The sequence below is a fragment of the Streptomyces sp. NPDC046909 genome, assembly GCF_040644695.1.
In the GTDB taxonomy this organism is placed as follows: domain Bacteria; phylum Actinomycetota; class Actinomycetes; order Streptomycetales; family Streptomycetaceae; genus Streptomyces.
Window position 1 is genome coordinate 36,510 of the sequence record NZ_JBEYXC010000033.1, and the last position, 26,872, is coordinate 63,381.

General features: G+C 68.1%; 18 protein-coding genes. 9 read left to right on the forward strand and 9 right to left on the reverse strand.

The window, feature by feature from the left end; translation table 11 throughout:
• Positions 1-16 precede the first annotated feature (16 nt).
• From ABZ928_RS51880 to ABZ928_RS51900, 5 genes are all read right to left on the reverse strand, one after another.
• Entirely contained in the window at positions 17-1,528 is a 1,512-nt protein-coding gene (locus tag ABZ928_RS51880) for a carboxylesterase/lipase family protein (RefSeq protein WP_361536577.1), read from the reverse strand.
• A 175-nt stretch (positions 1,529-1,703) separates the two neighbouring features.
• Positions 1,704-2,693, reverse strand: coding sequence for a LacI family DNA-binding transcriptional regulator (locus tag ABZ928_RS51885; RefSeq protein WP_361536611.1), 990 nt, complete (start codon positions 2,691-2,693; stop codon positions 1,704-1,706).
• Between the two features lie 222 nt (positions 2,694-2,915).
• On the reverse strand, positions 2,916-4,499 hold the full coding sequence (locus ABZ928_RS51890) for a cellulase family glycosylhydrolase (protein WP_361536579.1): 1,584 nt from the start codon (positions 4,497-4,499) through the stop codon (positions 2,916-2,918).
• 240 nt (positions 4,500-4,739) lie between these two features.
• Positions 4,740-6,254: a glycoside hydrolase family 43 protein gene (locus ABZ928_RS51895; protein ID WP_361536581.1), complete on the reverse strand. Its 1,515-nt coding sequence runs from the start codon at positions 6,252-6,254 to the stop codon at positions 4,740-4,742.
• 54 nt (positions 6,255-6,308) lie between these two features.
• On the reverse strand, positions 6,309-9,158 hold the full coding sequence (locus tag ABZ928_RS51900; RefSeq protein ID WP_361536583.1) for a glycoside hydrolase family 3 C-terminal domain-containing protein: 2,850 nt from the start codon (positions 9,156-9,158) through the stop codon (positions 6,309-6,311).
• 368 nt (positions 9,159-9,526) lie between these two features.
• Here ABZ928_RS51900 and ABZ928_RS51905 point away from each other — a divergent pair, with 368 nt between their 5' ends.
• The 8 genes from ABZ928_RS51905 (at position 9,527) to ABZ928_RS51940 (ending at position 19,220) form a co-directional block, all read left to right on the forward strand.
• A complete protein-coding gene (locus ABZ928_RS51905; RefSeq protein WP_361536585.1) occupies positions 9,527-11,209 on the forward strand; it encodes a Tat pathway signal sequence domain protein in 1,683 nt (560 codons plus the stop codon).
• A 59-nt stretch (positions 11,210-11,268) separates the two neighbouring features.
• Entirely contained in the window at positions 11,269-12,264 is a 996-nt protein-coding gene (locus tag ABZ928_RS51910) for an ABC transporter permease subunit (protein WP_361536587.1), read from the forward strand.
• Positions 12,261-13,214 (forward strand): carbohydrate ABC transporter permease, encoded by a 954-nt coding sequence (locus ABZ928_RS51915; protein ID WP_361536589.1) that lies wholly within the window; start codon positions 12,261-12,263, stop codon positions 13,212-13,214. The genes ABZ928_RS51910 and ABZ928_RS51915 overlap by 4 nt, the downstream gene beginning before the upstream one ends.
• Positions 13,215-13,329: 115 nt before the next feature.
• On the forward strand, positions 13,330-15,345 hold the full coding sequence (locus ABZ928_RS51920; protein WP_361536591.1) for a beta-galactosidase: 2,016 nt from the start codon (positions 13,330-13,332) through the stop codon (positions 15,343-15,345).
• Positions 15,346-15,956: 611 nt separating this feature from the next.
• The gene (locus tag ABZ928_RS51925) at positions 15,957-16,349 is read left to right on the forward strand and encodes a nuclear transport factor 2 family protein (protein ID WP_361536593.1); all 393 of its coding nucleotides are present in this window, start codon (positions 15,957-15,959) and stop codon (positions 16,347-16,349) included.
• A 24-nt stretch (positions 16,350-16,373) separates the two neighbouring features.
• Positions 16,374-17,072 (forward strand): type 1 glutamine amidotransferase domain-containing protein, encoded by a 699-nt coding sequence (locus ABZ928_RS51930; RefSeq protein WP_361536595.1) that lies wholly within the window; start codon positions 16,374-16,376, stop codon positions 17,070-17,072.
• 176 nt (positions 17,073-17,248) lie between these two features.
• Positions 17,249-18,118, forward strand: a complete 870-nt coding sequence (locus ABZ928_RS51935; RefSeq protein WP_361536597.1) for a helix-turn-helix domain-containing protein — start codon at positions 17,249-17,251, stop codon at positions 18,116-18,118.
• Positions 18,119-18,287: 169 nt separating this feature from the next.
• Complete coding sequence (locus ABZ928_RS51940) at positions 18,288-19,220, forward strand: NADP-dependent oxidoreductase (RefSeq protein ID WP_361536599.1); 933 nt, start codon at positions 18,288-18,290, stop codon at positions 19,218-19,220.
• 38 nt (positions 19,221-19,258) lie between these two features.
• Here ABZ928_RS51940 and ABZ928_RS51945 read toward each other — a convergent pair whose 3' ends face one another.
• Entirely contained in the window at positions 19,259-20,119 is an 861-nt protein-coding gene (locus tag ABZ928_RS51945; RefSeq protein WP_361536601.1) for a helix-turn-helix transcriptional regulator, read from the reverse strand.
• 243 nt (positions 20,120-20,362) lie between these two features.
• Between ABZ928_RS51945 and ABZ928_RS51950 the strand changes: the two genes are divergently transcribed.
• Entirely contained in the window at positions 20,363-20,734 is a 372-nt protein-coding gene (locus ABZ928_RS51950; protein ID WP_361536603.1) for a DUF2255 family protein, read from the forward strand.
• A gap of 188 nt (positions 20,735-20,922) precedes the next feature.
• Here ABZ928_RS51950 and ABZ928_RS51955 read toward each other — a convergent pair whose 3' ends face one another.
• From ABZ928_RS51955 to ABZ928_RS51965, 3 genes are all read right to left on the reverse strand, one after another.
• Entirely contained in the window at positions 20,923-24,285 is a 3,363-nt protein-coding gene (locus ABZ928_RS51955; RefSeq protein ID WP_361536605.1) for a discoidin domain-containing protein, read from the reverse strand.
• Between the two features lie 94 nt (positions 24,286-24,379).
• The gene (locus ABZ928_RS51960; RefSeq protein ID WP_361536607.1) at positions 24,380-26,440 is read right to left on the reverse strand and encodes an RICIN domain-containing protein; all 2,061 of its coding nucleotides are present in this window, start codon (positions 26,438-26,440) and stop codon (positions 24,380-24,382) included.
• A gap of 223 nt (positions 26,441-26,663) precedes the next feature.
• The coding region (locus tag ABZ928_RS51965) for a substrate-binding domain-containing protein (protein WP_361536609.1) at positions 26,664-26,872 on the reverse strand (209 nt) is incomplete at its 5' end.

A 26,872-nucleotide genomic window follows, 5' to 3' on the forward strand; every position in this document is an offset into this window, starting at 1 on the left:
AGGGCTCCTGCCGGCCTCAGCAGACGGCGAAGGGATCGACTCCGTCCCATGCCTCGCGCCGCGCCTCAAGGAGGCGGTCCGGGACGAGACGCGGCTCCACGTCGAACGACAGGCAGGCCCGCCCCCGAGGAGTGAAGGCCGGCCAGTGCGGCAGCGCCCGCGTCGAAGGGCTGCCTGTACGTGCGAACGAGGTGAAGGAATCCACCATCGTCGAGGACAGGGCGCGAGCCGTGGCGAGGTCCGCCGGCGCGGAGCCGGTGAAGTCGCCCTGCCCGAAGTTGCCGAAGGTGAGCTGGACGTCGCTGCCGTGCGCGGCTCCCAGCGGACCGGCGCCGGCCCAGTCGAAGCGGTACTGCCACACACGGGCGCCGGCCCGGTGGGCGTACTCGGCCAGCCAGATCGAGGGCATCACGACGAACCAGCCGCTGATCACGTCGTTGAGGGTCGTGTGCCCGGGCAGCGCGGTGTCCTCGTAGACCTTGAGCAGGCGGTCCCAGGCGCGGTCGCCGGTCGCACGATGGGCGAGCGTCTCGAATCGCTCCTGGAAGACGGGGGACATCAGGAGCGGGTCGGCCTCTTTGGAGCAGGTGCCGATCAGCAGGTCGACGCTGCCGTCGATGGCGGCCAGGGGATGTCGCGGGAGCACCTGCCCGTCGATCACATGCCCGTATTCCGGCCGCTGAGGGTCGGCCGAGACCCGTGCCGAGGCGTCGAGCAGTTCGTCGGACGTCACCGTCATCAGGCGCGAGGCGTCCGTGGTGCCGAGGAGACGCAGGACCTCCTCGCGGGTCGCGGAGGCGACCTCGGTGGTCTCGGTGGGGCGCGGGCCACCGCTCTGGATGATGGCACGGCGGAACAGCCCCCGGGCCTTCGGGGCACCGAGCAGCGCGCCGATGGACATCGCACCGGCGGACTCCCCCATGACCGTGACGGCACACGGGTCACCGCCGAAGGCGGCGATGTTGTCGCGCACCCAGCGCAGGGCGGCCATCTGGTCCAGTAGCCGCAGGTTCCCCGAGCCGTACCGGTCGGGCTGGTAGAGACTCCCGAAGGCGCCCAGGCGGTAGTTGAACGTGACCAGGACGCAGTCCCGTTGCGCGTACTGGGCCCCGTCGAAGGTCGGGTCGTTGCCCGTGCCGGCGATGAACCCGCCGCCGTGGATCCACACGATCACCGGCCGCTTGCCGGTGGTCGACGGGGACCAGACGTTGAGGTAGAGACAGTCCTCGCTCTGGTTCGGCGTCTCGGGCAGGGTGGGCAGCAGCGGGACCTGCGGTGCGGCGTGGCCGTACTCGCTCGCGTCGCGGACCCCGGTCCAGGAGGCCGCCGGCTGTGGCGGAGCGTAGCGCCGCGGGCCGGTCGGTGGAGCGGCATAGGGCATGCCCTTCCAGACCAGCACGCCGTCACCACGCTCGACGCCACGCACTCTGCCCGAGCGGGTCGCGACCACGACCGACCGGGCGGCGCGGTCACTGCGCGGGCTCGCCACGGCGCCGGCAGGGGCGAAGCCGCCGGTCCCCAAGGCCACCCCGGTCAGGCCTGCACCCGAGAGTCCTAGAAATCCTCTGCGTCCAAGTTTCCGGCTCAAGGAACACCCCTTTCTACGGTGCTTTCATGATCCGAAAGCTTTGCAAGTCTTTCGACTGGGTAGGAGGGGAAGAATCCTTCCCCCCACAGGCCGTCCCACGGGCCCCGCAGCCGTCTCAGGCCTTCTTGCGCTTCTTCGCGGGTGCCGCCGTGCTACTGCGTACGGTGAGGGTGGTCGCGATTTCCACGCCGATCTGTCCCGGCCGCTCACCACGGCCGAGAGCGAGTGCGAGTTCGGTGGCTGCCGCCGCCATCTCCGTCAGGGGCTGGTGAACCGTCGTCAGCGGTGGGTCGACCCACGCCACAACCGGCAGGTCGTCGAAACCGACGACGCTCAGGTCGTCGGGAATGGTGAGCCCCAGTTCGCGGGCGGCCTGGTAGACGCCCAGTGCTTGTAGGTCGTTCGAGGCGAAGACGGCGGTGGGCCGATCACTCCGCATCAGCAGCTCGCGCGCGGCCTCGCAGCCGTCTTCCCTGGTGAGCGGCGCGTGGACCACCAGGTCGGGATCGGCGGGCAGTCCCGCCGCCTCCAGGGCGGACGTGTATCCGGCCTGCCGTGCCCGGAAGCAGGAGACATCACGAGGGCCGCCGATCATGGCGATGCGGCGGTGCCCGAGCTCGATCAGGTGCCGAGTCGCCGACTGGCCGCCACGCCAGTTGGTGGCGCCGACGAAGGGTACGTCGTCGGGGGGCTCCTCCGTCGGGTCGAAGACGACGAAGGGAATGCCCTTGGCGCTGAGTTGTTCGCGCTCCTCATCGGACAGCTGGGCCACCGACAGCACGCAGTGCGGACGGCGGCCCACCATGTCCTCCACGGTCCGGGTGGGTGCGTCGTGGAACCCGAACTCCGAGACCATCACGCCCACCCGGTTCTTGCTGGCCACTCGCTCGACGCCCCGGATGATCTCAACCGCCCACAGGCTCTTCAGCTCGCGGAACACCAGCTCCACGGTGTTGTTCCGGCTGCCCGGGGGCTTCTTGTAGCCGTAGCGGTTGATCAGCTCCTCGACGCGGGCGCGGGTGTCGCTCGAGACGCCCGACCTGCCGTTGAGCACCTTCGAAACGGTGGGGATCGAGACTCCGGCCGTCTCGGCGATGTACGCGATGGTGACCGGCCCTCGCGATTCGTCCGCGGTTTCCTGGACATGCTCTGCCGACGCGTCCGCCCCGTTGTCCGCCACGCTCGCCTTCTCTCGCTGCCCAGCACTTTACGTTGTCGTTGTCGTCGGGCTCATTGTGGCACTTCAGGCCGACGAGCGACGGTCGCGCCTGTTTCTCGTCTTCGATCCGAAGCGCTTTGTGTTTCGCGATCGGACCGAGGCCAAGGGTCAGGCATCATCGCCCGTCACCGTCGTACCGGAGCGGGTGACGTGGTACGTCACGGTGGCGCCGCTCCAGAAGTGGAACGTGAGCGTGACCGGCGCGCCGCCGGTGAGGCTGCCGAGGAATTCCGACGTGAGGTCGATCGCCCCTCCTGAGTAGTCCGGGGAGAACGTCGTGTTGAACTGCTGGTAGGAGGTCCAGGTGGCGGTGCCGGCGTTGGATCCGTCCGCGTACTTCGCCTCCATGGTGGCCAGTTGGTCACCCCGGAAGTCCGTGGGGATGACCAGGCCTCCGCTCGTGCCGGACGCGTTCGAGAGTGCGGGCGTGTCGTAGGTGCGGATGTGGACGGGCCAGGGCAGGCCGCAGGAGAAGCGAAACTGAATGGTCGTGTTCTCGCCGTAGGCGCGATCCCCGGCGAGGCGGGTGAGAGTGGCGGCGCCGAAAGTGACCTGGTCGCCGGAGAGGCTGTAGTCGCGGCCCTGGACGAGCTTCCGGTTGCCTTGCCACACACCTCGGAAGGAGGTTCCGTTCTGGTTCAGGGCGAGCGTCTGTGCGCCGACGGTGCCCGACTTGGGCAGGTACACGGTGTCGCTGGAGGCGGTTCCGGAACGCGTGGTCCAGGCGGACCTGATCCTGTTGATCAGCTCAAGGTCACGCCACTCCAGTGAGTCCCGGTTGAGGTAGTTGAAGGCATCCCACACCGCGGTCGTGACCCCGTTGACCCTGGCCTCGTAACCCAGCTGTTCGAAGTACTTGAACCCCTCGCCGCGCTCGATCATCGCCGGGTGGTGGAAGTCCGGGTAGTTGAGGAGGCCGAACTCGCCCAGGTACACCGGGATGCCTTTGGCCACGAAGATGTCATGCATCAGCGTGAAGGCCCGCGTCATGTCCTGCTGCGAGACGGCGTCGAAGCGGGTGTAGCCGGCGATGTTGACGCTGAAGGGCCAGAAGCCGTAGTAGTGCACGGTCGCGACGAGGTTGTCGTCGTTGAGCGAGGCCATCTCGGCGGCGAGGCCTTCCATCAACACCTGGCTCGGCGTGGCGTACACGGTGGGCAGGAGCAGCAGCCTGTCGGTGTTGCCACCACCGGAGGCGCGGACGATGCGGTGGAACGAGGTGTTGAGTTCGTTCAGCAGCTCCTGCTTCCGGGCGTCGGTGGCGTTGTCGAACTGCGGCTCGTTGACGCTCTCGAACAGGAGGAGACGCGGCTCGTCCCGGAAGGCGGTGGCGATCTGGGTCCAGGTGGCGTCGAACCGGGCCAGCACGCCGCCGTGGTCTGCCGGCATGGTGTTGATCCAGGTCCACGAGTCGTGGTGGAGATTGAGATCCACGTAGAGGCCGTCGGCAATGGCCCAGTCGACGACCTGCTTGACACGGTTCATGAAGGCGGGGTCGATGGTGTACGGCGCTGTCGTCGACTGGTGGCTGCTCCAGGTAACGGGGATCCGGACGCTGCGGAAGCCCTGGGCCTTGACGGTGTCCAGCAGTGGCTTGGTGATCGGCGGGTTGCCCCAGGACGTCTCGTCCGGAATGGCGTCCAGAGTGTTGCCGAGATTCCAGCTCGGCTGCATGGCCTTGACGACGGCCATGCGGTCGGAGGCTCTGCTAGAGCCCTGGGGCACTTGCGAGTCGGCGAAGGCGGCGCCGCCCCAGGCGATGTGGATTGCCGCTACGAGCGCGAGCAGCAGGCCGACGGAACGGCGAAACGGTCTGGGGCTTCGGCTGTTGCTCTGATGACTGTGCCGCGTGATGCGTTGTGTCCTGTGCAAGGTGCCATCCCCTCTGTGCGGTTGGGTGGTTGTCGGAGGTGTGAGGATCGAAGCTCCTCGTCAGCGAGGACCGGGGCGGTAGTCGAACCAGTCGAAGTGCACCGCGCCGTCGGAGGCGTACAGGCCGATGACCCGGCCGGTGAAGCCTCCGGCGACTTCGGTCGACAGGTAGCGCCCGTCCAGCGAGGCCACATCCGTCGTCGTCCCGTCGGGTGCCTCGTATCCGAAGACCAAGGAGTCGGGGCCGGTGCGCGAGTCGTGAGGCTCAGGGGCCCCTGCGGTACGCACGGTGAGCACGAGGGGACCTTCGGGCAGCGGTAGTTCGGCTGCCACGGAGCGCAGCGACCCGACGCGGGCGATCACGCGGACCGTGCCCTCGGACGTGGCCTCGATGGCGTAGTGGTGCCGCTCGTCCAGGCGGACGGCCAGGCCGCCGGTGCCTTCGGAGCAGTCGACCAGGGTCCGCGCCTCGAAGGAGAGGTGCTGCTGGCGCCGCCCGAGGAGGATGATGTCGGGCTCGTCCAGGGAGGACCCGCGGGCACGCAGGGTCAGCCAGCTGGAACGCTCCTTGGTGGTGAAGTGTTCGACGGGCCGATCGTGCAGCGAGATCCAGGAGGGCTGGAATTCGTTCGTGTCGAAGTCATCTCGCTCGGCCGACGCCGCGACGGATGTCAACGGCCAGGGAATCTGCGGGAGTTCGGGGTTGACCTCACCGACGACGGGCCAGCCGTCGACCCAGGTGACGCCGGCCAGGAAGGTCTCCCGGCCCAGAATGTGCCATCCGGGTGTGCCACCCTGCGGACGGACGCCAAGCAGGACCATCCACCACGAGCCGTCCGTGGCCTGGACGAGATCGGCGTGACCGGTGTTCTGGACGGGCCGGTTGGTACTGCGGTGGGTCAGGATCGGGTTGGCCGGACACGGCTCGAAGGGCCCGTTGGGGGAAGTACCGCGAGCGATGGACACACCGTGGCCGCGCTCGGTGCCGCCTTCGGCGATCATCAGGTACCAGTGGTCACCAATCCGGTACAGGTGTGGGGCCTCGGGCGCGGCGGCACCCGGGGTGCCGGACCACACCTCCTGCGGCTCGCCGAAGGTCTCGCCCGTGCTCGGGTCGATGCGGACCTGGGCCACTCCGGCGACGGTGCACCAGCAGTTGCCCTCCTCATCCCACGCCAGGTCAGGGTCGATACCGGGGACGCCGGGGAGGCGGACCGGGTCGGTCCAGGGGCCGGCGGGGTCCGTCGCGCTGACGACCAGATTGCCCTCGCCCGGGGTGACGTTGGTGACGATCAGCCAGAACCGCCCGTCGTGATGGCGCAGGGTGGGTGCGTAAAGACCGCCGGAGGAGGGGGTGTTCCGGGGCAGGCGGAGCTGCCTTGGCCGGTCCAGCACATTGCCTATCTGGGTCCAGTTCACCAGGTTCCGGCTGTGGAAGAGGGGGATGCCGGGGAAGTACTCGAAGCTTGAACAGACGAGGTAGTAGTCCTCACCGACACGGCAGACGCTGGGGTCCGGGTGGAATCCCGGGATCACGGGATTGGCGGCACTTGCCGTTGCGTGCGTGTCCAACACCTGGTCAGGTCCCTTCAGTTGCTCGGTGTGCGCCTCGGTTGATCGCGAGGCGGTTCAGGGGGTGAAGGTCAACGTGCGCAGCCGCTGTTCTCCGGAGAGGACGATCCGCAGGTCGTGTGTGCCCTGAAGTTGCTCGGCCAGCGGAACCGTGACGGTGGTCCAGGCGTAGCGGTCGCCGGTGACGGGCACCTCCAAGGCTGCCAACTCGTGGTCGCCCGCATGGAGTTCGAACACGGCGGCGGCCCCCTCGCCTGTCCGTGACACCTCGACCGCGAGGTTGCCGGCCCCGCCCAGGTCCACCTGGTGGAAGTGCAGCGTCGCGGCTTTGCCGACCGGGGTGACCGCGTCGCCGTCCTCACGGGTGGCGTCGACCAGGGCGAGGTCCTCGTAGTCGTCGAAGTCGGTCGCGCTCAGCGGGGCTTCGAGGGCGTGGCGGGAGCGCGGGGCGGGGCCGGTGACGGTCAACTCCGCGGTCAGCGCCCGAGCCGCCGCCGAGTGGGCGACCACCAGTTCGTAACGGCCGGGGTCCACGGTGAAGGCGCCGGTGACCACGTCCCAGTGGGACAGCGCCTCGGCGACCGGCAGACGGAAATCCAGCTCCGCCACCTGGCCCGCTTCCAGGCATACCTTGCGGAAGTCGACGAGTTTCAGCTGCGGCGCCTGGTAACGGGCGTCCACGGCGCGGGCGTAGATCTGCACGGTTTCCGTGCCGGCGCGCGTCCCGGCGTTGCGCAGCGAGACTCGTACCCGGAGCTCGCCGTCCTGGGTCGTCCCGGCCTGTTCCACGGCGAGTCCGGTGTAGTCGAACCGGGTGTAGGAGAGGCCGTGGCCGAAGGCGTAGAGCGGGGCGGCACGGTGGTACTGGTACGTCCAGCCGGCCTTGATGATGTCGTAGTCCAGGCGGCCGGGCAGTTCGTCGTCGCCCCGGTACCAGGTCTGCGGCAGCCGGCCGGCCGGGTCGGCCTCGCCGTGAAGCACCCGGGCCAGGGCACGGCCTGTCTCCTGGCCGGCGTGTGAGATCCATAGCACTGCGGGCACATGCTCGTCGGCCCAGTCCAGTGCGTAGGGGTAACTCGACATGATGACCAGCACGGTGTCGTCGTGGACCGCGGCGACCTCGCGCAGAAGCCGGTCCTGCTGGGGCGGCAGGCGCAGACCGGCCCGGTCCGTGGTCTCCCGGCCGTTGATGTGCGGGTCGTTGCCGAGCACCACGACGACCGTCTCGGCGGCCCGCGCGGCCGCGACGGCTTCGGCGACACCGTCGCGCACCACGGTCCGCGCGAACCGCACAGCCTGCTCGGGGGTTTCGGCGGTCATGGTGAGGACGCCGGTGTCCGGGTCGACCTGCGCGTAACGGCCGTTGCAGAGATTGAAGAGAAGTTCCGCTCCGTCATCCGCGATGTCGAGGCGGAAAGTTTCGTGGACCTCCCACTCACCGGGCTGGTCCCGATCCGCTACGACCCGTTGGTCGTCGTCACGTAGCGAGGCGTAGCGGCCCGTGGCCGCGGAGCGCAGCGTGAGCACATCCAGGTCCCAGTCGAAGAGGTCCCACTGAGCGGCGGGGTCTGCGTCCTGGATGTCTGTCAGTGCCAGCCGGCCCTCCGGCCCGGCGGCGGTGACGGCACGGCCGTCGGCAGTGCGCAGCACGATCCGGTCGACACCTTCGACGCCCTCGACGCCCAGGCCGTCGGCGACGGTGACCCGGTACGGATGGGTGCCGCTGTACCAGTCCTCGAACAGTGTGCGGGCGAGCGGCCCGACCACGGCCACGCGGCAGTCCGTGGCCAGCGGCAGCACGCCGGTGTTCTTGAGCAGCACGATCGACTCGGTGGCCGCGCGCAGCGCGAGCGCCTGATGTGCCGGGGAGTTGACGACATCCCAGCCGATGCCCGCGTATGGGTCCCGCTCAGCGTCGAACTCACCGAGCCGGAACCGGATTGACAGCTGACGGCGTACGGCCCGGTCCACGTCCGCCATCGACAGCAGGCCGCGCTCCAGGGCCGCGCTGATCCGGCCGAACGTGGGCGCGGTGTCCTGGAAGTGGTCGGTGAAGCTGTCGATGCCGGCCTTCAGCGCGGCGGCGTGCGACTCGGCATGGTCGTCGAAGTAGTGCTCCGGGTCCACCAGGTTCGACGGGGCATCGGCGTCGCTGACCACGAAGAGTTCGTGGCCGGTGGGTTTCGCCCACTGGCGCAACTGCTGGTCCAGGAGCGGACTGACATGGCAGGGATGGCCGTTGACCAGGTTGTAGGCCGCCATCACGCCGGTGGCAGCGCCCGTGACGATGGCGAGCCGGAAGGCGGCGAGGTCGTACTCGTGCAGTACCCGCGGCCGCAGGCCCGAGGAGGTCGTGCAGCGGTTGTCCTCGTTGTTGTAGGCGAGGAAGTGCTTGAGGACCGGCGCGGTACGCAGGTGCTCCGAGTCGTCGCCGGACATACCCCGGCAGAAGGCGGCACCGAGCCGGGCGGTGACAAGGGCGTCCTCGGAGTAGCCCTCCTCGTTGCGGCCCCAGCGTGGATCGCGCAACAGGTTCACCACCGGGGCCCAGCCCTGGAGGCTGTTACGGCCGGTGCCGACGACCGGGCGACGGTGGTGGTGGAAGGCGCGCTGCTCGACGGAGATCGCTTCGGCGACTTCGCGGATCAGGTCCTCGTCCCAGGTCGCGCCCAGGCCGACGGCCTGCGGGAAAGTGGTGGCGGCGCCGAGCCAGGCGACGCCGTGCAGGGTTTCGGTGCCGGTGCGGAACTCGTCGACTCCCAGGCGGGGAATGGCGGGCGAGTACTGGTGCAGCATCGCGACGCGTTCCTCCGGCGTCAGCCGGGAGAGCAGGTCCTCGACTCGTTCGGCCAGCGGGAGCCCCGCGTCTTGGAAGGGCAGCGTGGCGGATGCGGCGGCGGTGTTCACAGATGAAAGTCCCTTGCGGAGTGCGGCGACAGGACAGACGGCACCGTACGGCCAGAGCACACGGCGCCCGGAGCCGAGTTGAAGCGCTTCGACGCTGACAGGGTGCCAGTGGAGTGTCAAGAGAAAGTTTCCAAGAAACATCGCTTAAAAATTGGCGGTTCACTTTCCTGCACGACCCTTGCCTGTCGCCTCAGGGCGCGCTTAACCTCTCGGCGATATCGAAGCGCTTCGACAGGCAGGCGACGAGCCGCCCCGTGTCGCTCCTGGCCGAAGCCGCTCGCGCCTCCTGCGCCGAAGCCAGGCGGCAACCGCGCAGCCCTCCCGCACGACGTTCGTCACAGAACCTCAAAGGCGAAGGACCGCCCACCATGAGCATCGCAATGAACCGCAGAGCCTTCGTGAACGGCGCCGTCGCCGTTGCCGGGGCCACCGTCATGTCCCCGCTGCTGTCCGCGTGCGGAAGCGGCTCCTCCGGCTCGAAGGGGGGAACCAACTCCAAGTCGGGGCTCGCCGCCGCGCTTCCCGATTACCACGCCAGCACCTCGGTGAAGCCGGACATCCCTTCGGCGGGCGGAGCCGATGGAGCGTTCACGAGCCCGGGCTTCCTGTCCTACCCGGCCCATGCCGTGGCAACGGTTCGGGGAGTCCCCGGCAAGGGCGGCAACTACACGGCAGTGACACCGATCTGGGGGACCCTGCCCTCTCCGAACAACTCCTACTACCAGGCCATGAACAAGGCCCTCGGCATCGACCTGACCATGAAGCCGGCCAACGGCAACGACTACGCGACCATCGTCCCGACGATGACCGCGTCCAAGAAGCTGCCGGACTGGGTCCAGCTGCCCTCCTGGTGGAACGCCACCTTCAACGTCAGCGCGCTGGCGGGCACGCAACTGGCGGACCTCACCCCGTACCTGTCCGGCGACAAGATCAAGCAGTACCCGAACCTCGCCGCGATCCCCACCGGCGCCTGGCAGGCCGCCGCCTGGGAGGACAAGATCTACGGCATCCCCTCCTTCGCCAGCGGCATGGCCGTCGCAGGGGCGGTCTTCTTCCGCGCCGACGTGCTGGGAGCGAAGGGCATCACCGCGGACCAGGTCAAGTCCGCCGACGACCTGTGGAACCTCGGCAAGGAACTGACCGACGCCAAGCGCGGCGTCTGGGCATTCGACGATGTGTGGACCTATCTGTACCAGTCGTGGGGTGTCCCCAGTAAGTTCGCCGTCAAGCGAGGCAAGCTCGCACACAAGTACGACATGCCCGAGTTCCTGGAAGCCTTGAACTGGCACTACCGGCTCGCCAAGGCCGGCTACGTACACCCGGATTCGCTGGCGGGCGACACCAACAACGGCATCACTCGCTTCTTCGCCGGAAAGTCCCTGATCGAGGGCGGCGGCACCGGTGCGTGGAACCTGGCGGACCACCAGTCGGGCACCGCCGCGAACAAGAACTACCGCCGTGCCGCCTTCGACATCATCGCCGCCGACGGCAAGTCCACGCCCCAGACCTTCCTCGGCCCCTCCACCAGCATCATGAGCTACCTCAACGCCAAGCTGAAGAGTGAGCAGATCGAGGAGCTGCTGAACGTCGCCAACTACCTCGCCGCGCCCTTCGGTTCCGCCGAGTACACGCAGGTCGTCTACGGCGTCGAAGGCGTCCACTACACGATGGTCGACGGCGTCCCCACCTACACCGAGGAGGGCAAGAAGACCGCGCAGCAGCAGACGTTCAACTTCCTGGCCTCGCCTCCGCAGGTCGTCAGCAACCAGGGCGCCAACCAGGTGACGAAGGACTACACCGCCTGGCAGGCCAGGACCGTGAAGTACGTCTACAAGCCGGTGTTCTGGAACATGAACATCACCGTTCCCAAGCGCTTCGCCACCGTCGACACCGCGCAGGCCGTCGAGGACGCCATCAAGGACTGCTACCACGGCATCAAGAAGGTCTCCGAGGTCCAGGCCGCCATCGCCGCCTGGAAGTCCAGCGGCGGCGACCGGCTGACCGACTGGTACCAGACCGCGGTCCTCGACAAGTACGGCACCGGCCAGTAGCAGACGACGGCGTGCGGGCGGGCCGCATGGCAGCGGCCGCCGCGCAGCAAGGAGGAACGGTGGCCGCCACGATCACCACCAAGGCGAAGAAGGAACCCACGGGGGCAGCGGTCGAGGGAGGCGACAGGTCCGTTCCCCGATCGAACCGCATGAGCTTTCGCATCCGGTTGCGCCGGGACAAGTCGCTGATCATCATGACCCTGCCGGCGGTCGCGCTGCTGCTGGTGTTCAACTACGTCCCGCTCTTCGGCCTCATCACCGCCTTCGAGTACTACGACCCGCTGGTCGGGGTGGTGCACAGCGAATGGGCCGGCCTCGACCAGTTCCGGCAGCTCTTCCAGGACCCGCTGTTCTGGGAGGCACTGCGCAACACCCTCTGGCTCAGCTTCGTCCAGCTGATCCTCTTCTTCCCCGTGCCGATCGTGCTCGCGCTGCTGCTCAACACGGTGCTCAGCGAACGGCTGCGGAACTTCATCCAGTCCGTGGTCTACCTGCCCCACTTCTTCTCCTGGGTGCTGGCCATCACCGTCTTCCAGGAGATGCTCGGCGGCGCCGGAGTGCTCAACCACTTCCTTGCCCAGCACGATCTGGGCACCTGGAACATCATGACCAACCCGGACACCTTCGCACTGCTGGTCACTTCCCAGGCCGTGTGGAAGGAGGCGGGCTGGGGCATCATCGTTTTCCTCGCCGCCCTCGCCGCCATCGACCAGAACCTCTACGAGGCCGCCGCCGTCGACGGCGCGGGCCACCGGCGCCGGATGTGGCACATCACCCTCCCGGGCATGCGCGGCGTCATCGTGCTGATGCTCGTGCTGCGCCTCGGGAACGCTCTGACAGTCGGCTTCGAGCAGTTCCTGATCCAGCGCAACGCGGTGGGCCACGACACGGCCGATGTGCTGGACACCTTCTCCTTCTACTACGGCATCGCCACCAACAACTACAGCTACGGCGCTGCGGCCGGACTGTTCAAGAGCGTGATCTCGCTGCTCCTGATCTGGGGCGCCAACAAGGTCGCGCACGCTTTCGGTGAGGACGGGTTGTACCGCAAATGAGCCAGACGCTGACACAGACACAGACCGTCTCCGTCCTCCGGCCGGGCCGCCACCGCGGCCGGGCCGTCTGGGAGGAGAAACCCACCGTCGCCGGGCAGACCCTCAAGGGCGGTGTCCTCTTCCTGGTGCTCGCCGCCGTCCTGGTGCCGCTCTACATCGTCGTGCTCACCAGTTTCTCCACCCCGGGGGCCATCAACCGAGCCGGCGGACTGGTGCTCTGGCCCGACGGTCTCACCCTCGGCGCCTATCAGCAGATGCTCACCGACGGCCCGGTCACCCGCGCGGTCCTGGTCAGTCTGGGCATCACCGCCGTCGGCACCGCGCTGTCCATGGTGGTATCGGTGCTGTGCGCCTACGGACTCTCCCGGTCCCGCTCACTCGGCCACCGCAGCATCCTGATGGTGCTGATCATCACGATGTTCGTCAGCGGCGGGCTGATCCCCACCTACCTCGTCGTCACCGGCCTCGGCGGCTACGGCGAGTACTGGGCACTGATCCTGCCCAGCGCCGTCTCCGTCTTCAATATCCTGGTGCTGCGCTCCTTCTACTCCTCCACCGCCGCGGACCTGATCGACGCGGCCCGGATGGACGGCTGCAGCGAATGGCGCATCCTCTGGTCGGTGGTGCTGCCCACCTCCCGTGCGGTCACCGCGGTCGTGGCCCTGTTCTACGCCGTCGGTTACTGGAACGCCTTCTTCAACGTGATGCTCTACATGCCGACCGACAGCGCCAAGTGGCCGCTGCAGTACGTGCTCCTGCAATACGTCAACTACGGCTTGAGCATGCCCGGATCGGTCAACAACGGCTTCGGCGGAATCCACGCGCAGACAGCACCCCAGTCGCTGCAGATGGCCGTGGTGGTGCTGACGCTGATCCCGATCCTCCTCGTGTATCCCTTCATGCAGAAGCACTTCAAGACGGGTGTCCTCACGGGCGCCATCAAGGGCTGACGACCCGCCGGGGCTGTCCCCTTGAGCGGTATCCCGAACCACCTAGCAGATGGAGGCCTCCCTTCATGTCCGGCTTCTTCCATGCCCCCGTACTCCCCATGCGGGCGGGTGGGTCGTGACCGATCGGCTGACCCGTCGCCTCGGTGGTCTGGCTTTCGGCGGGGACTACAACCCCGAGCAGTGGGACGCGGACGTGTGGAAGGAGGACGACCTGCTGATGCGTCAGGCGCGGGTCAACCTCGCCACCGTCGGCGTCTTCTCCTGGGCTCTGCTGGAGCCGGAGGAGGGTCAGTACGAATTCGGCTGGCTGGATGACCAGTTGGACCGGCTGCACGCCAACGGCGTCGCCGTCGACCTGGCCACCCCGACGGCTTCCCCACCGCCATGGTTCACCCTGGCCCACCCGGACGCCCTGCCGGTCACCCCCGAGGGCGCCCGGCTCGTCCACGGCAGCCGCGACACCTACTGTCTGGCCGCGCCCACCTACCGCCAGGCCTCCCTGCGGATGGCCACCGCCCTGGCCGAGCGCTACGGAAACCACCCGGCCACCGCGCTCTGGCACGTCCACAACGAGTACGCCACGATCTGCGTCTGCGACCACGCAGCAGAGAGGTTCCGCCGCTGGCTGCGACACCGGTACGGCAGCCTCGACGCCGTCAACTCGGCCTGGGGCACGGTTTTCTGGAGCCAGCGCTACGGCGCCTGGGAGGAGATCCTGCCGCCCCGGGCCACCCAATGGCACAGCAACCCCGCGCAGGTCCTCGACTTCCGCCGCTACTGGTCGGACGAAGCCCTGGCCGCCTACCGCGAGCAGCGCGACGCCATCCGTGCCCACAGCGACCGGCCGGTCACCACCAACCTCATGCTGCCCGGCTACCAGAACCTCGACCTGTGGGCCTTCGGCCGCGAGGTCGACTTCGTCGGCATCGACCACTACCCGGACGCCCCGGGACCGGACGCCGCCGCCGACATCGCCTTCGGTGGCGACCGGGCCCGCTCCTTCGGCGGCGGCAAGCCCTGGCTGCTGATTGAGCAGGGCCCCAACACCATCTATGCCGGGGACCGTACGTTGCCCAAAGAGCCCGGAGAGATGCTGCGGCACTCCCTCCAGCACCTCGCGCACGGCTCCGACGGCGTGCTCTTCTTCCAGTGGCGACAGCCGCAGGCAGGCGCCGAGATCTGGCACTCCGCTCTGGTCCCGCACGCCGGACCGGACTCCAGGATCTTCCGAGAGGCTGTCCAGGTCGGCGAGGCAGTCGCCCGGCTCGGGGAGCTGGCAGGCTCCCGGATCACCGCCGAGGCGGCCGTACTCCACGACGCGGACGCCTGGTGGGGCTTGGCCAGTCAGGGCCTGCCCTCCTCAGAGCTGGACTACCACGGCACCCTGCGCCGCGCCCACCGCGCTCTGTGGGACGCCCACGTCACCGCCGACTTCGCCCACCCGGAGGCCGACCTTACGCAGTACCGGCTGGTCGTCGCCCCGGCGCTGTACCTGATGTCGGACGCGGCGGCGGAGAACTTGCGCGAGTACGTGCGGCAGGGTGGCGTGCTGCTCGTCCAGTACTTCAGCGGCGTCGTCGACCAGCACCACCGGGCCCGCCTCGGCGGCTACCCAGCCGCGGCGCTGCGCGAGGCCCTGGGCGTTCGGGTCGAGGAGCACCGGCCGCTGGCCGCCGGTGCAGAGATCACCCTCTCCGACGGATCGTCGGGATCCGTGTGGAGTGAGTACCTCAGCACCCGGGGAGCCGCCCGGCCCGTGGCGGCGTACCCGGACGGCCGCCCAGCGCTCACCCAGCACCACTTCGGTACGGGCAGCGGTTGGTACCTGTCCACCTGTCTGGACGATCGGGCCTATGCCGCACTGATGGACCGCCTGCTCGGGGAGGCCGGGGTACGGCCCGTCCTCCCCGGCCTCCCCGAGGGGGCCGAGGCCGTCGTCCGCCGTGCCGAGGACGGCCGACAGTGGCTGTGCCTGCTGAACCACGGCAGCGAACGACCGTGGCAGGTCGCGGTGAGCGGACACGAACTGCTGACGGACCGTCCGATACCGGCGACCGGACTGGATCTGCTCCCGGGTGCGGCAGCGGTGGTACGTCTGCCCGCAGAAACACTTGGCAGCCGGTCCGAATGATGCGGCCAAGGTCCAGCGCTGTCGCCGGATCCGACGATGCCGAGGAGTCGCAGCGCATGCCTCCCCCATTCCGCGTCCGGCGCCGATGACAATTCCTTCGGCGGCCATGAGCAACTCCTTGATGAAAAGCTGCACTTGGGGTGCGCCGGAGCGCCCCAGGTTTCCCGACGAGATGCGCCGTGGCCAGAACCCTTCGTCCCGAATCGGCTTCCGCCCTCCGCACCGTCCCGCGACGGCCCAGCTCGACTGGCAGAGCATATGAACGACCAGTGAAGCCCGACTGCAGGCCTAATTGCCTAACTCAAGCAACACGTCGGGTCTCGCCGAAAGCGCCCGCGCTCCCCGAAGTGGCCTTCCCGCTACCCGGAACGGCATATGCGGGGGAAAGTTTCTTCCCCCTCACAGGGCGTTCTCCGAGTGCAATGCTGACCACACACCGAGCAAGACATTTCGAGGAGTGTGGGCGTCGTGCCTCATTCCGGCCGCCGTAAGGCCGCCATTCCATTTCGTGCGGGACACCATCACAGCCGTAATAACGGTCGCGCCACTCCCGCCGCATGACCGTGAACTCCTCCCCTCCATCCGATCTCTCCATCCCCAAGGAGCGAACCATGTCCGATTCCCCGAACGTCGCCCTGATCCGGCGCGTCTACGAGTCCGGGATGGCCCCGGAAGTCACTGCCGAGGTCTTCGCCGACGACCTCGTCTGGGACATCACCCCGGGCTTCCCGTACGGCGGCGTGTACCACACGTGGGCCAGCGCGGGACAGGACTTCTTCGGGCGCCTGGCGCCCAGCTTCGAGGCTTTCGGCGCGGTGCCCGAGGAGTACTTCGGGGACGACGACGGCCACGTCTTCGTGTCCGGGCACTACCACGGCAAGTCCAAGACCGGCGAGGAGTTCGACGCCCGGTTCATCCACTTCTGGACCATCCGCGACGGCAAGGCCGTCCAGCTGCGCCAGGCCGCCGACAGCTACATCGTGCAGTCAGCCCTCCAGGGCTGACAACAACACCAGGAGACCAACCCCATGACGAAGATCCTCTTCGTGATCACGGCGTCCGACCACTGGACGCTCGCCGACGGCACCCCCCAGCCGGCCGGCTTCTGGGCCGAGGAAGCCATCGGCCCCTACCAGGTCTTCAAGGAGGCCGGGTACGAGATCGCGGCGGCGACCCCCGGCGGCGTACCGCCCACGGCGGACGCCCTGAGCCTCACCGCCGAGTTCAACGGCGGCGAGGAAGGCGCGGAACGCATGCGGACCGCGCTGCGCGAGGCGACCGAGCTGGCGCAGCCGCTGCGCATCGAGGACGTCACCATCGACGACTACGACGCCGTCTTCTATCCGGGCGGCTGGGGCCCCATGGAGGACCTGCCCGACAACGCCGAATCGGGCAAGCTGCTCACCGACTGGCTCGCCTCGGGCAAGGTCGTTTCCCTTGTCTGCCACGGCCCCGCGGCCCTGCTCGCCACCATCGGTCCCGACGGAACGTCCCCGTTCAGCGGGTACCGTCTGACCGGCCTCTCCAACGCCGAGGAGAAGCTGAACGGTCTCGCGGACCGCGCGAAGTGGTTGCTCCAGGATCGCCTGGTCAGTGACCTCAAGGTGGACTATCGGGAGGCCGAGCCGTTCACCCCGCACGTGGAGGTCGACCGCAACCTGTACACCGGGCAGAACCCGTACTCGGCGGTTCCCCTGGCGCAGGAAGTGGTCAAGGCGCTCAGCTGACACCGCCCTGTGGACCCGTTCGGCGGCCCGGTACCCCCCACCGGGCCGCCGAGCGCTGTTTCCCGTCCTGCCCCATTGGGGTGGAACACCTTCTGTCCCTCCCTGCCCCGACCACGCCAACGTAGGTACAATTTCTCCCCCTCAAAACGAAGAGCTTCTGTGCGAGGCTGGAGATCATGAACCACAACCCGCATCTGAACGAGCTGGGTGAGTTCCTCAAGGCCCGGCGTGCCGAGCTGAGTCCCGAGGATGTCGGGCTCCGCGGCGGGCAGCGGCGGCGGGTACGCGGTCTGCGCCGTGAAGAGGTGGCTCTCCTCGCCGCGATCAGCACCGAGTACTACGCGCGGATCGAGCAGGGACGTCTTCAGGCGTCGGCCCCTCTTCTGGGCGAGATCGCCGACGTGCTCCGGCTGAACGACGACCAGCGCACCTATCTCTTCGAACTCTCTGCGAAGGAAACCGCGCGCCCGGCAACGCCTCGTGATCGTCAACGGGTGGACACACAGTTCCAGCGGATGCTCGACGATCTCACGGCCACGCCGGCCTTCGTCATTGGCCGACGGACCGACATCCTGGCCTGGAACCGCCTCGCCGCCGCCTTGTGGACCGATTTCGGGCAGTACCCGGAGCAGGAGCGCGAGTTCGTCCGGCTGCTGGTCACCGAGCCGTGGATGCGCGAGGTGTACGTGGACTGGGAGGAGGTCACCCGGCTGGCCATCGCGCAGCTGCGCATGGAGAGCGCGCGATACCCCGGTGACCCGCGCCTCGCGGCATTGGTCGAGGAGTTGTCCGCCCGCGACGAGAAGTTCCGGCAGTGGTGGACCGAGCATGACGTCGCCATGCGTGGCAAAGGGACCAAGAAGCTGCGTCACCCGATGGTGGGCGAGCTCACGCTCGACTGGGACACGCTCATGTGCGCCACGGACCCCGAGCAGAGCATCATCGTATGGACCGCCGCTCCCGGATCGTCCTCCTATGACGGACTGCGCCTGCTGGCTTCCTGGGACGTGGACCGGAAACGAACGGCTTCCGACACCACCGCGTGAAACGTAGGTCAGCGAGGGGCGCCTCGCAGACGCGCCCCTCTCCAGGGGGGAGAAATCCTTCCCCCGGACAAGAGCGTCCCAGCCATGAAACCTCCCCTTTTCCCTGCACGCGCACAGCGGAATTGTCGGATACCTCAACGTTCCCAGGTCAAGCAACGAGGTAATTCGCATGAAGGCTGTAGGTTTCACGGAATTCGGCGGGCCGGAGGTACTTCGACTCCTGGAACTGCCCGCTCCCGAGGCCGGCGCGGGTGAGATCCGAATACGGGTGCATGCCGCGACCGTCAACGCGGTCGACGCCCTCCAGCGCGGCGGTCCCTCCGCTTCGCCGGACGCCCGGCCCCCGTTCGTCCCCGGTATGGACGCGGCAGGCGTCGTGGACCAGATCGGCCCGGGCACGGACACGGATCTGACCGTTGGCGACAGGGTGATGACGATCGTCGTGCCCAACGGCGCCCACGGAGCGTACGCCGAACAGGTCGTGGTCCCGGCGCAGTCGGTCGTCCGCGCTCCCCACGACGCCACTGACGCGCAGGCGGCGTCGCTGCCGATGAACGGCCTCGCCGCACGTCTCGCGCTGGACACGCTGGGCCTGAAGGCCGGGCAGACCGTGGCGATCACCGGTGCGGTCGGTGCGGTCGGCGGGTATGCCGTCCAGCTGGCCAAGGCGGACGGGCTGCGCGTGGTGGCCGACGCCTCGGAGCAGGACGAGGCCTTGGTCAAGGAGCTGGGGGCCGATGTCGTACTGCGACGTGGTACCGAATTCCCGGAGCGTGTCCGTGGAGAAGTCCCCGACGGCGCCGACGGGCTCGTCGACGGTGCGCTGCTCGGCGACATCGCCGCTCGTGCGGTGCGCGACGGCGGCCGCGTGGTGACGCTGCGTGGCTACAACGGGTCCGGTGAGCGGAACGTCGTCTTCGAACCCGTCGTCGTATTCCGATACGCCCAGGAACGCGCCAAGCTCGACCAGCTCCGACAGCAAGCGGAAGACGGCCGCCTCACTCTCAGGGTCGCGAAGACCTTCCCCGCGGAGCAGGCCGCCGAAGCTCATCGGCTGCTCAGCGCGGGCGGCGTCCGAGGCCGATTGGTCCTGACGTTCTGAAGCCGTCGCGACACCGTCCGGGCGCCCCCAGAGCCGACTCACACGGCAGGGGCCCCGGACGGGTCGGCGATCCAGGACGCGAGGAAGCGCAGAGCGTCGTGGGACATGCTCCCGGGCTCGGCAGTCCCGATCACCAGACGCTGGGCAGGGTCCGCCGAGCAGGTCAGGCTGTCCCACTCAAGGGTGATCTCACCGGCGACCGGGTGGCGCAGTCTCTTGGTCCCCATCCGCTGGGCCGGCGTCTGACGACCGGCCCACCAGAGACGAAAGTCGGCGTCCGCCATCGACAACTCGCCGACAAGGGCGGTCAGTTCCGGATCGTCGGGGCACGCCACGGCCTGCAGGCGCAAGTGAGCCACACAACTGCGGGCGACCGTCGTCCAGTCGGGGTAGACCTCCCGGAACCCGGGATCCGTGAACAGCAGTCGTGCATAGTTGCGCTTCTTCTCCGGGACCCGTTCGAAGTCGGTGAGCAGAGCGGCCCCCAGGGTGTTCCAGCCGAGGATGTCCATACGGCGCCCCAGCACCAGCGCAGGAGTCGCGGTCAACCCGTCCAGAAGACGCCTGAGTTGTGGATGGACCTTCTGCGCCGGCCGGCGTCGCGGCGTGCGTTCGCATGTCCCGGCCAGCTCGAAGAGACGGTCGCGCTCCTCGTCGTCGAGATGCAGAACGCGGACGAGCATCGTGAGTACCGACGTGGACGCGGAGGTGCGCCCCTGCTCCAGACGCCGGTAACAGTCGGTGCTGATCCCCGCGAGCCGGGCGACCTCCTCTCGGCGGAGTCCGCTCACCCGCCGGGGCGCACCGGTGTCGGGGAGGCCCACGGTACGCGGGCTGAGTCGTGCGCGGCGTTCCTTGAGGAATTCCCCCAGTTCAGACAAATGCCGTTTACTGTACATGGAAACAGTGTGGCACCGCTCGGCGCCGAAGTGAGGGGGAAGGTTTTCTCCCTGGGTTTCCGAAGGCGCCCTCGGCTCCGCCGACTCAGGACGAGTTCACCGGCTGAGGGACCTCGACGGACCAGGTTTTTCGTCAGGCGCTCCTGCCCACGCTTAGAGCCCGGAATTTCGGTCTGGCTGTCTGAGTCCACGACGTGTCTGCTCACTCATCTCGACCGACCAGACAGATCGGAGAATCCACCAATGACGACATGGACGAACGACGAACTCAACCGCATCGCCAATGCCGACGAGTTGGAAGTGGCGCCACTGCGGCGTGACGGCATCTCACGCAAGCCGTTGCCGATCTGGGTAGTGCGCGATGGTGACGACCTGTACGTCCGCTCCTACCGGGGCACGGCCGGCGCCTGGTGGCGTACAGCGCTTGCGACCCACGAGGGACACATCAGCTCCGGCGGCGTCGACAAGGACGTCACCTTCGTCGAGGTGACAGACAACACGATCAACGATCGTATCGACACGGCATACCGCACCAAGTACGGCCGCTACGGCAGCGCGTACGTCAGTCCCATGGTCGCCTCTCGCTCCACGACGCTGCGACTGGTCCCCCGATGAGCAAGACGTCCCTCGACAAATGCCGCTGAACCGCCACCCGTGGCTGATCTCGAACTCGACGTAGTGCTGTGTGGCCGTTCTCGAAGCTCGCCAACCGAGTCACCAGTGGTCACCACCAACTGACGCCTCAGTGCTTCTGCTGTCCACAACGTGGTGGGCCGTGGACAGCAGAAGCAGCGCGTGCCTCGCTAGACGACGCGTATCTCTGCGAGTTGGAGACGGTACTTGGTTGCCTCGTCGGACGCTGGCGCGCCGAGTCTCGTAGCTTGCAAGCGCAGGTAGCGGCCGGTCACGAGGGTGAGGGTGTAGGTCTGGGCGGCTCCGTCGGGGTTGGACTGGCCGGTGACGGTACGGGCTGTGGTGTAGTTGCTGCCGCTCTCGGTCCGGGTCTGGATCGTGAAGTCGACGGGGAAGCCCGCGGTTCCACCGCCCGCTGCCGCGGTGTCGGTACGGGGGAAGAGGGTGACGGAGCCGATGGTCCGGTCGGCGCCGAGGTCGATCTCAATCCACACTGGTGTGGCGCTGACATCGGCGGAGGAGAAGTCGATGCTGGTGAAGCCCTTGGCACCGGTCACACTGGTGGTGGTGCCGTCCAGGAGCCTTGTCTTGCCCCAGTCGGCGTTCTCCAGCGTGTAGTTGCCGGTGACGGTGGTCGCGGCGGTGGGCACGGTGAGTTCGGCGAGTTGGAGACGGTACTTGGTCGCTTCGTCGGAGGCCGGGGAGCCGAGCCTGGTGGCCTGCAAGCGGATGTAGCGGGCGGTCGTGGTCCTGAAGCCGTACGTCTGCACCATGCCTCCCGGGTTGGGCTGGGAAGTGACGGTGCGGACGGTGGTGTAGGTACCGGCTCCATCTGCGCGGGTCTGCAGCGTGAAGTCGACAGGGAAACCGGCGGTGCCGCCACCCGCCGCCGGTGTGTCGGTGCGAGGGAAGAGGCGTATGGCGTCGAGGTCGGTATCGGCGCCCAGGTCGACCTCGACCCAGACTGGGTTGGCGCTCACCTCGGCCGAGGAGAACTCGTTGCTTGTGTAGCCCTTGGCGCCCGCCACACTGCTGAGCCTGCCGTCGGTAAGCCGGTTCCTGCCCCAATCGCTGTTCTCCAGGCTGTTGTTGCTGGTGACCGGCCGCCCCAGCGCCCGGTTGTCAAGGCGGCCCGTGCCGGTCGCGCCCAGCGTCCAAGTACCGGGTTGCACGGTGAAGTAGACGCTGGAGGCGTCCTTGTCGGCGTACGTCAGCCCGCTCACGCCACCGGTGGGCGCGCCGCCGGTGTAGACGGTGGTGCCGTTGGCCTTGATGACGGGCTGCGCGGCACCGTAGGTGGGCACGCCCACGCGAGCCGAAGCTCCGCTGGGCGAGGTGAGCGTCAAGGTGACCTTGTCACCGTCCCGAACGATGCCGAATTGAATGTTCCCCTTGACGGTGGGCACCACGGTGTTGATCTTCGTGAGGGTGCCGGTCTGCGGGACGATCTCGTACGACGTCCAGCCGGGCTCGGTGGGACGGACTCCGGCGGCGTAGGCGGACAGCGCGTACAGCGGGCCGCCGTTCCAGGCGTGGTTGTCGGTGCCCGCGGCCTTCTCCCACACCTCCCACAGGGTGTGACAGGCGGGGTCGGCGACTTGGGCGGCGAAGCGGTTGCGCATGCGCTCCTCGGCGACACCGGCCGCGCCCATCAAGTAGAGCGCCTCCAAGACGTAGAACTCCATGTAGGGGCTGGCGTTGAGGTGGGTGCGCAGCACTTCGGTGATCGCTCGATGGCGGGCGGCGGGGGCCAGTCCGGCGACCACCGCGAGGCCGTTGCCGCGATCGTCGGTGTCGCCGTTGTAACCAGGTGAGCGGTACTCGTTGCGGGACGCGTTCCACAGCACCCGGTCGAAGTTGGATCTGATGCTGTCGCGCCGGGTCTCCCAGCCGGCCACATCAGCGCTGTTGCCACTGAGGTCGGCGAGCTTGGCGGCGGTGTCCAGGGCGAGGTAGTACCAGCAGTTGTCCAGGACGCGGGCGTCGATGTTGCTGCCCCAGTCCTCCCAGTCCCAGTCACCTCTGCGGTGGTTGACCAGGCCATCGGCGTCCAGGCTCCACAGGTTCAGGTATCTCTTCACCGCCGGGTAGGCGCCGGTGACGGCCTCTGCGTTCCCGGTGTAGAGGTAGTACGTCCAGAACGACCACACCGAGGCGAGCATCTGCACGGGCAGTTCGGCGGTCCAGATGGTCGTCGGGACCGGCGAGTACAGCGCCCCGCTGTCCTTCTGCCAGGCGGCGAGCTGAGCGATGGCCTTCTTGCCGAGTGCATGGGAGCGGGTGTCGAAGGTGTAGAAGCCTTCTTTGAGCTGGTTGACCACATCGCCCCACCACTGGGCCCGTTCGCGGGTGGGGCAGTCCATGTAGTTGTCCCGCATGTTGACGTACATGGTGCGGGCGGCCTTGGTCCACAGGGTGTCCAGGAAGGCGTCGCTGCTGCTGAACGAGCCGGCGAAGTCGGTGTCGTAGCCGGACTCCCGGTACTTCAGCTCCAGGATCGTCACACCGGCCGGGATCGTGTACCGCACGGCCGTACCGCTCATCCACGCCAGGGGCTCGAACTCCTGGACCCCGCCGGCGCAGACGTAGGTGGCGCGCATGTTGTACTGCGTCCCCGGCTCGATACCGACGAGGCCCGCGCCGTCGTCGTAGTGATCGGTCTGGATGCCGATCACCGCACCGGCCGGGGCGTCCACCTTCAGAAACGGGGTCACCTGGATGTTGGACGGCAAGGTGGCCGAGATCGCGGTGGCGCCCTGGCCCGTGGACGGCAGGGAGGCGGCGTTGGTGTAGGACTTCAGACCGGAGTAGCGGAACAGCGGGATCGGCCGCTCCACGAGGGCGTTCCAGGGCGCGGCACCCGCGGCACCGTAATCGGTCGGCGCCGTCCAGCCGCTGTCGTTGAAGCCGGGCGAGCGCCAGCCCGACACGACGGCGGCGGCTCGGGCGTCGTAGAAGATGTTGGACTCGGGCAGCCGGAAGTTGACCTGTGTGCCGCTGGTGTTGTTCGAGTAGCCCGGGTGGACGGTGTGCTTCCATCTGGTGTCGCTGACCAGCCGGGTGGTTGTCGAGCCGGTCTGGATGTCGGACTGGAACAGCAGGCCGCCCTTGCCGCTGCTGTTGTGCGAGAAGCCCTGCTTGCCGAAGTACCAGACCAGCAGCGCGACCGTGTTGCTCCCGCTCTTCAGGTAGGGGGCGAGGTCGATCTCGTCGTAGTAGGTGTCCGTGCGGTTCGGGCCGCGCTTGAGACCGCCCTCGAAGATCACCATCGTCCCGTTGATCCAAAGCCAGTACTTCGAGTCCGCGGCGATCTGGGTGACCGCCTTCGACGGCGCCGAGTCCAGGGTGAACGTTCTGCGGAACGCCACCCATTGGTTCGTCGAACTGGACGGCGCCCAGATCCACCTCGCGGTCCAGGAGACCGCGGCGGACGCCGAGGGGGCGAGCCTCGGCATGAGCACCGAGCCGAGGGTGGGAGCGAGGGCAACGGCTATGGCGGAACGCAGGACGGGCCGGCGTGGGATGCGCTGCATTGGGCACCTTCCGAGGGGGTTGAATCGATGAGGGGTTGAATCGATGCAATAAGAGGCCGAGCTCGCCGACTTGGCCGACGAGCCCGGCCGAGGGTCAGTTGATGCGGACGATCTTCCAGAGCTGGTCGTCGACGCTGAGGCTGTTCCACTGGACGACGGCCGCTCCGTCAGTGATGGAGGACTGGGCGACGCCGGCGACGAGGGTGCTGTTCACGTTGCGGACCTTGAAGTAGCCGTCGCCCGCGTCGGTGAGGGTCCACTTCTGGGAGTCGGCGCTGGAGGCGGTGTTCTGGACGACGGCGGCACCTGCGGCGCTTGAGGAGTCACGGATGTCCAGGTTGAGGTTGCTGTTGGCGTTCCTGATGGTCCAGGCGCCGTTGCCGGCGGACTGGAAGGTGAACAGCTGGCAGGAGCAGGCCGAGTTGTGCCACTGCTGGGCCGCTGTACCAGCGGCGGTGGATGCGCCGGGGATGTCGAGGTACCTGCCGCTGTTCTTGTTGACCAAGACATACTGACCGGTGCCCAGCGGGGGCAGGGCGGTCTGGGTGAAGTTCCAGCGCTGGCAGGCGCAGCCGGTGCCGCTCCACTGGCCGGCGGCGGTGCCGGTGGCGGTGGAGGCGCTGGGGATCTCCAGGTACTTGCCGGTGACGCGATTGGTGAGGCTGTAGCCGCCGGAGGGATGGGGGGCTACAGCCCATTCGTGGTCGAGGGTGCCGTTGTCGTCCCACTGGAGGATCCTGGCGCCGTTGGCGGTGGACTGGTTCTCCACACCGAGGACCTTGCCGCTCGCCACGTTGAAGATCTTGAAGAAGCCGGAGGGCTGCCGGGCGAACCGCCACTGCTGGTCGGTGGCGCTGCCGGCGCTCTGCTGGGTCGCGGACGTGCCGTTGACAGTGGAGCCGCCCGCGATGGCCAGCTTCAGATCACTGTTCGCGTTGGACAGGGTATAAGTGGCGCCGTCAGAAATACCGCCACCCAGATCGACGACGCTGTACGTCACCGAGTTGACTCCGGTGCTTCGCGCGCGCCCCCCGCTGAGCACCATCAGGCTATGGCCGTCAGCCAGCGGGAGCATGCCCCGGCTGTATCCGCCGGCGACGTTGGAGCGCATCCGGGTCCAGGCGTTCGCGGCGCCGTTCTCGGTGTTGACGAACAGGTCATCCTGGCTCTCGCCGCTGAGGACGAGGGTGCCGTTGGGGCCGCCGGTGGGCAGCCAGATGATGAAGGGCGCGCCGCTGGGGATGACACCGTCGGTGGACCGCAGCACGCGTCCGGTGACGGAGCCGAAGCCCTCCGGGTCGGCGGAGATCTTGTAGTAGACGGAGCACCTGCCCTCGGGGGCGTTGCAGTACTCGTAGCTCATCACATAGTCGCCGTTGGGCAGTCGGGTGACGACCGGCATACCGGGCCGGTCCGCATAGGTGGGCATCGACACGTCGTCCACCACCGGGCCCCAGTTGCGCAGGTCCGTGGAGACCTGGTGCACGATCTCCTGGCCGTGCGCGGTGTCCCGCTGGTCGGAGTAGTAGACGATGAGCCGGTCGCCGGACAGCAGGAAGTAGGGCTCCCAGACGGGGGTGAAGCCGTTGGTGGAGAACGCCGGGCCGCCGGTGGCGATGTTGGTGATGAAGTCCCAGCTCTGGCCTCGGTCGGTGCTGGCGTACAGGTCGATCTTGCTGCCGCCCCACCGGTCGTACGGCACCGAGTCGCCTGCGGCGAGGATGGTCCCGGCGGGGAAGCCGCCCATGGCCCGGGGCAGTTCGAACAGCTCGGGCTCCCAGCGCATGCCCCAGCCGTTCTGGGTGTCGGCGACATCGGAGAGCTTCGTCCAGGAGACGCCGTTGTCGGTGGAGCGGTAGATCGGGAAGACGGGCATGTCCTGGCGGTACTGCTCAAACGTGGCGAGCAGGGTGCCGTTGGCCGAGCCATTGTGTTGCAGACGCATCGCGCGCGGATAGAACGTCCCGGGCGAGAGCGCGTCCGACGGCGGCGTGTACAGCGTCTGCGACGGACGGGATTCCGCCGCCGCACGGCCCGCGGCGGGCAGGGTCAGGGTCGCCACGGCGACGAGCAGGGACACCATCAACGTCAGGAAGGTGAGAGGACGGGAACGCGGAGCGGCGCCGGGTCTGGCGCCTGGCTGCGCAGGGGACATTGTGCGGCTCCGGAAACGAGGGGAAGGGGATGCGTTTCGATTCCCGCGGCTCCCTGGCCCCATCGGGTCGGGGAGCGGCGGAGTCCAAGGGGCGCGCCTCAGTCGGGTGAGTCGGCCGGGCACTACGGAGCTGGTGCCGTCACCATGCGACCTGGCGGAAGCGGCACGGTGACCTGGCCGGTGAGCGGGAGACGCAGTGGGCTCGGGTGGGGCTGGTCGGTGCTCAGGTGGTGCCAAGTGCCGTGGGGCCTCGGTGGGCTGGTGGGGGTGCGGTCGAGGCGCGGATGATGAGTTCGGCGGGTGGCTCGACCGCGGGCGGCGGGTCGGTGTCGGGCTGCTCGATGGCGTGCACGAGAAGCCGGATCCCTTCCGTGGCCGAGGCCTGGAAGGGCTGGCGGGCGGTGGTCAGGGGCGGGCAGACGTAGGCGAAGA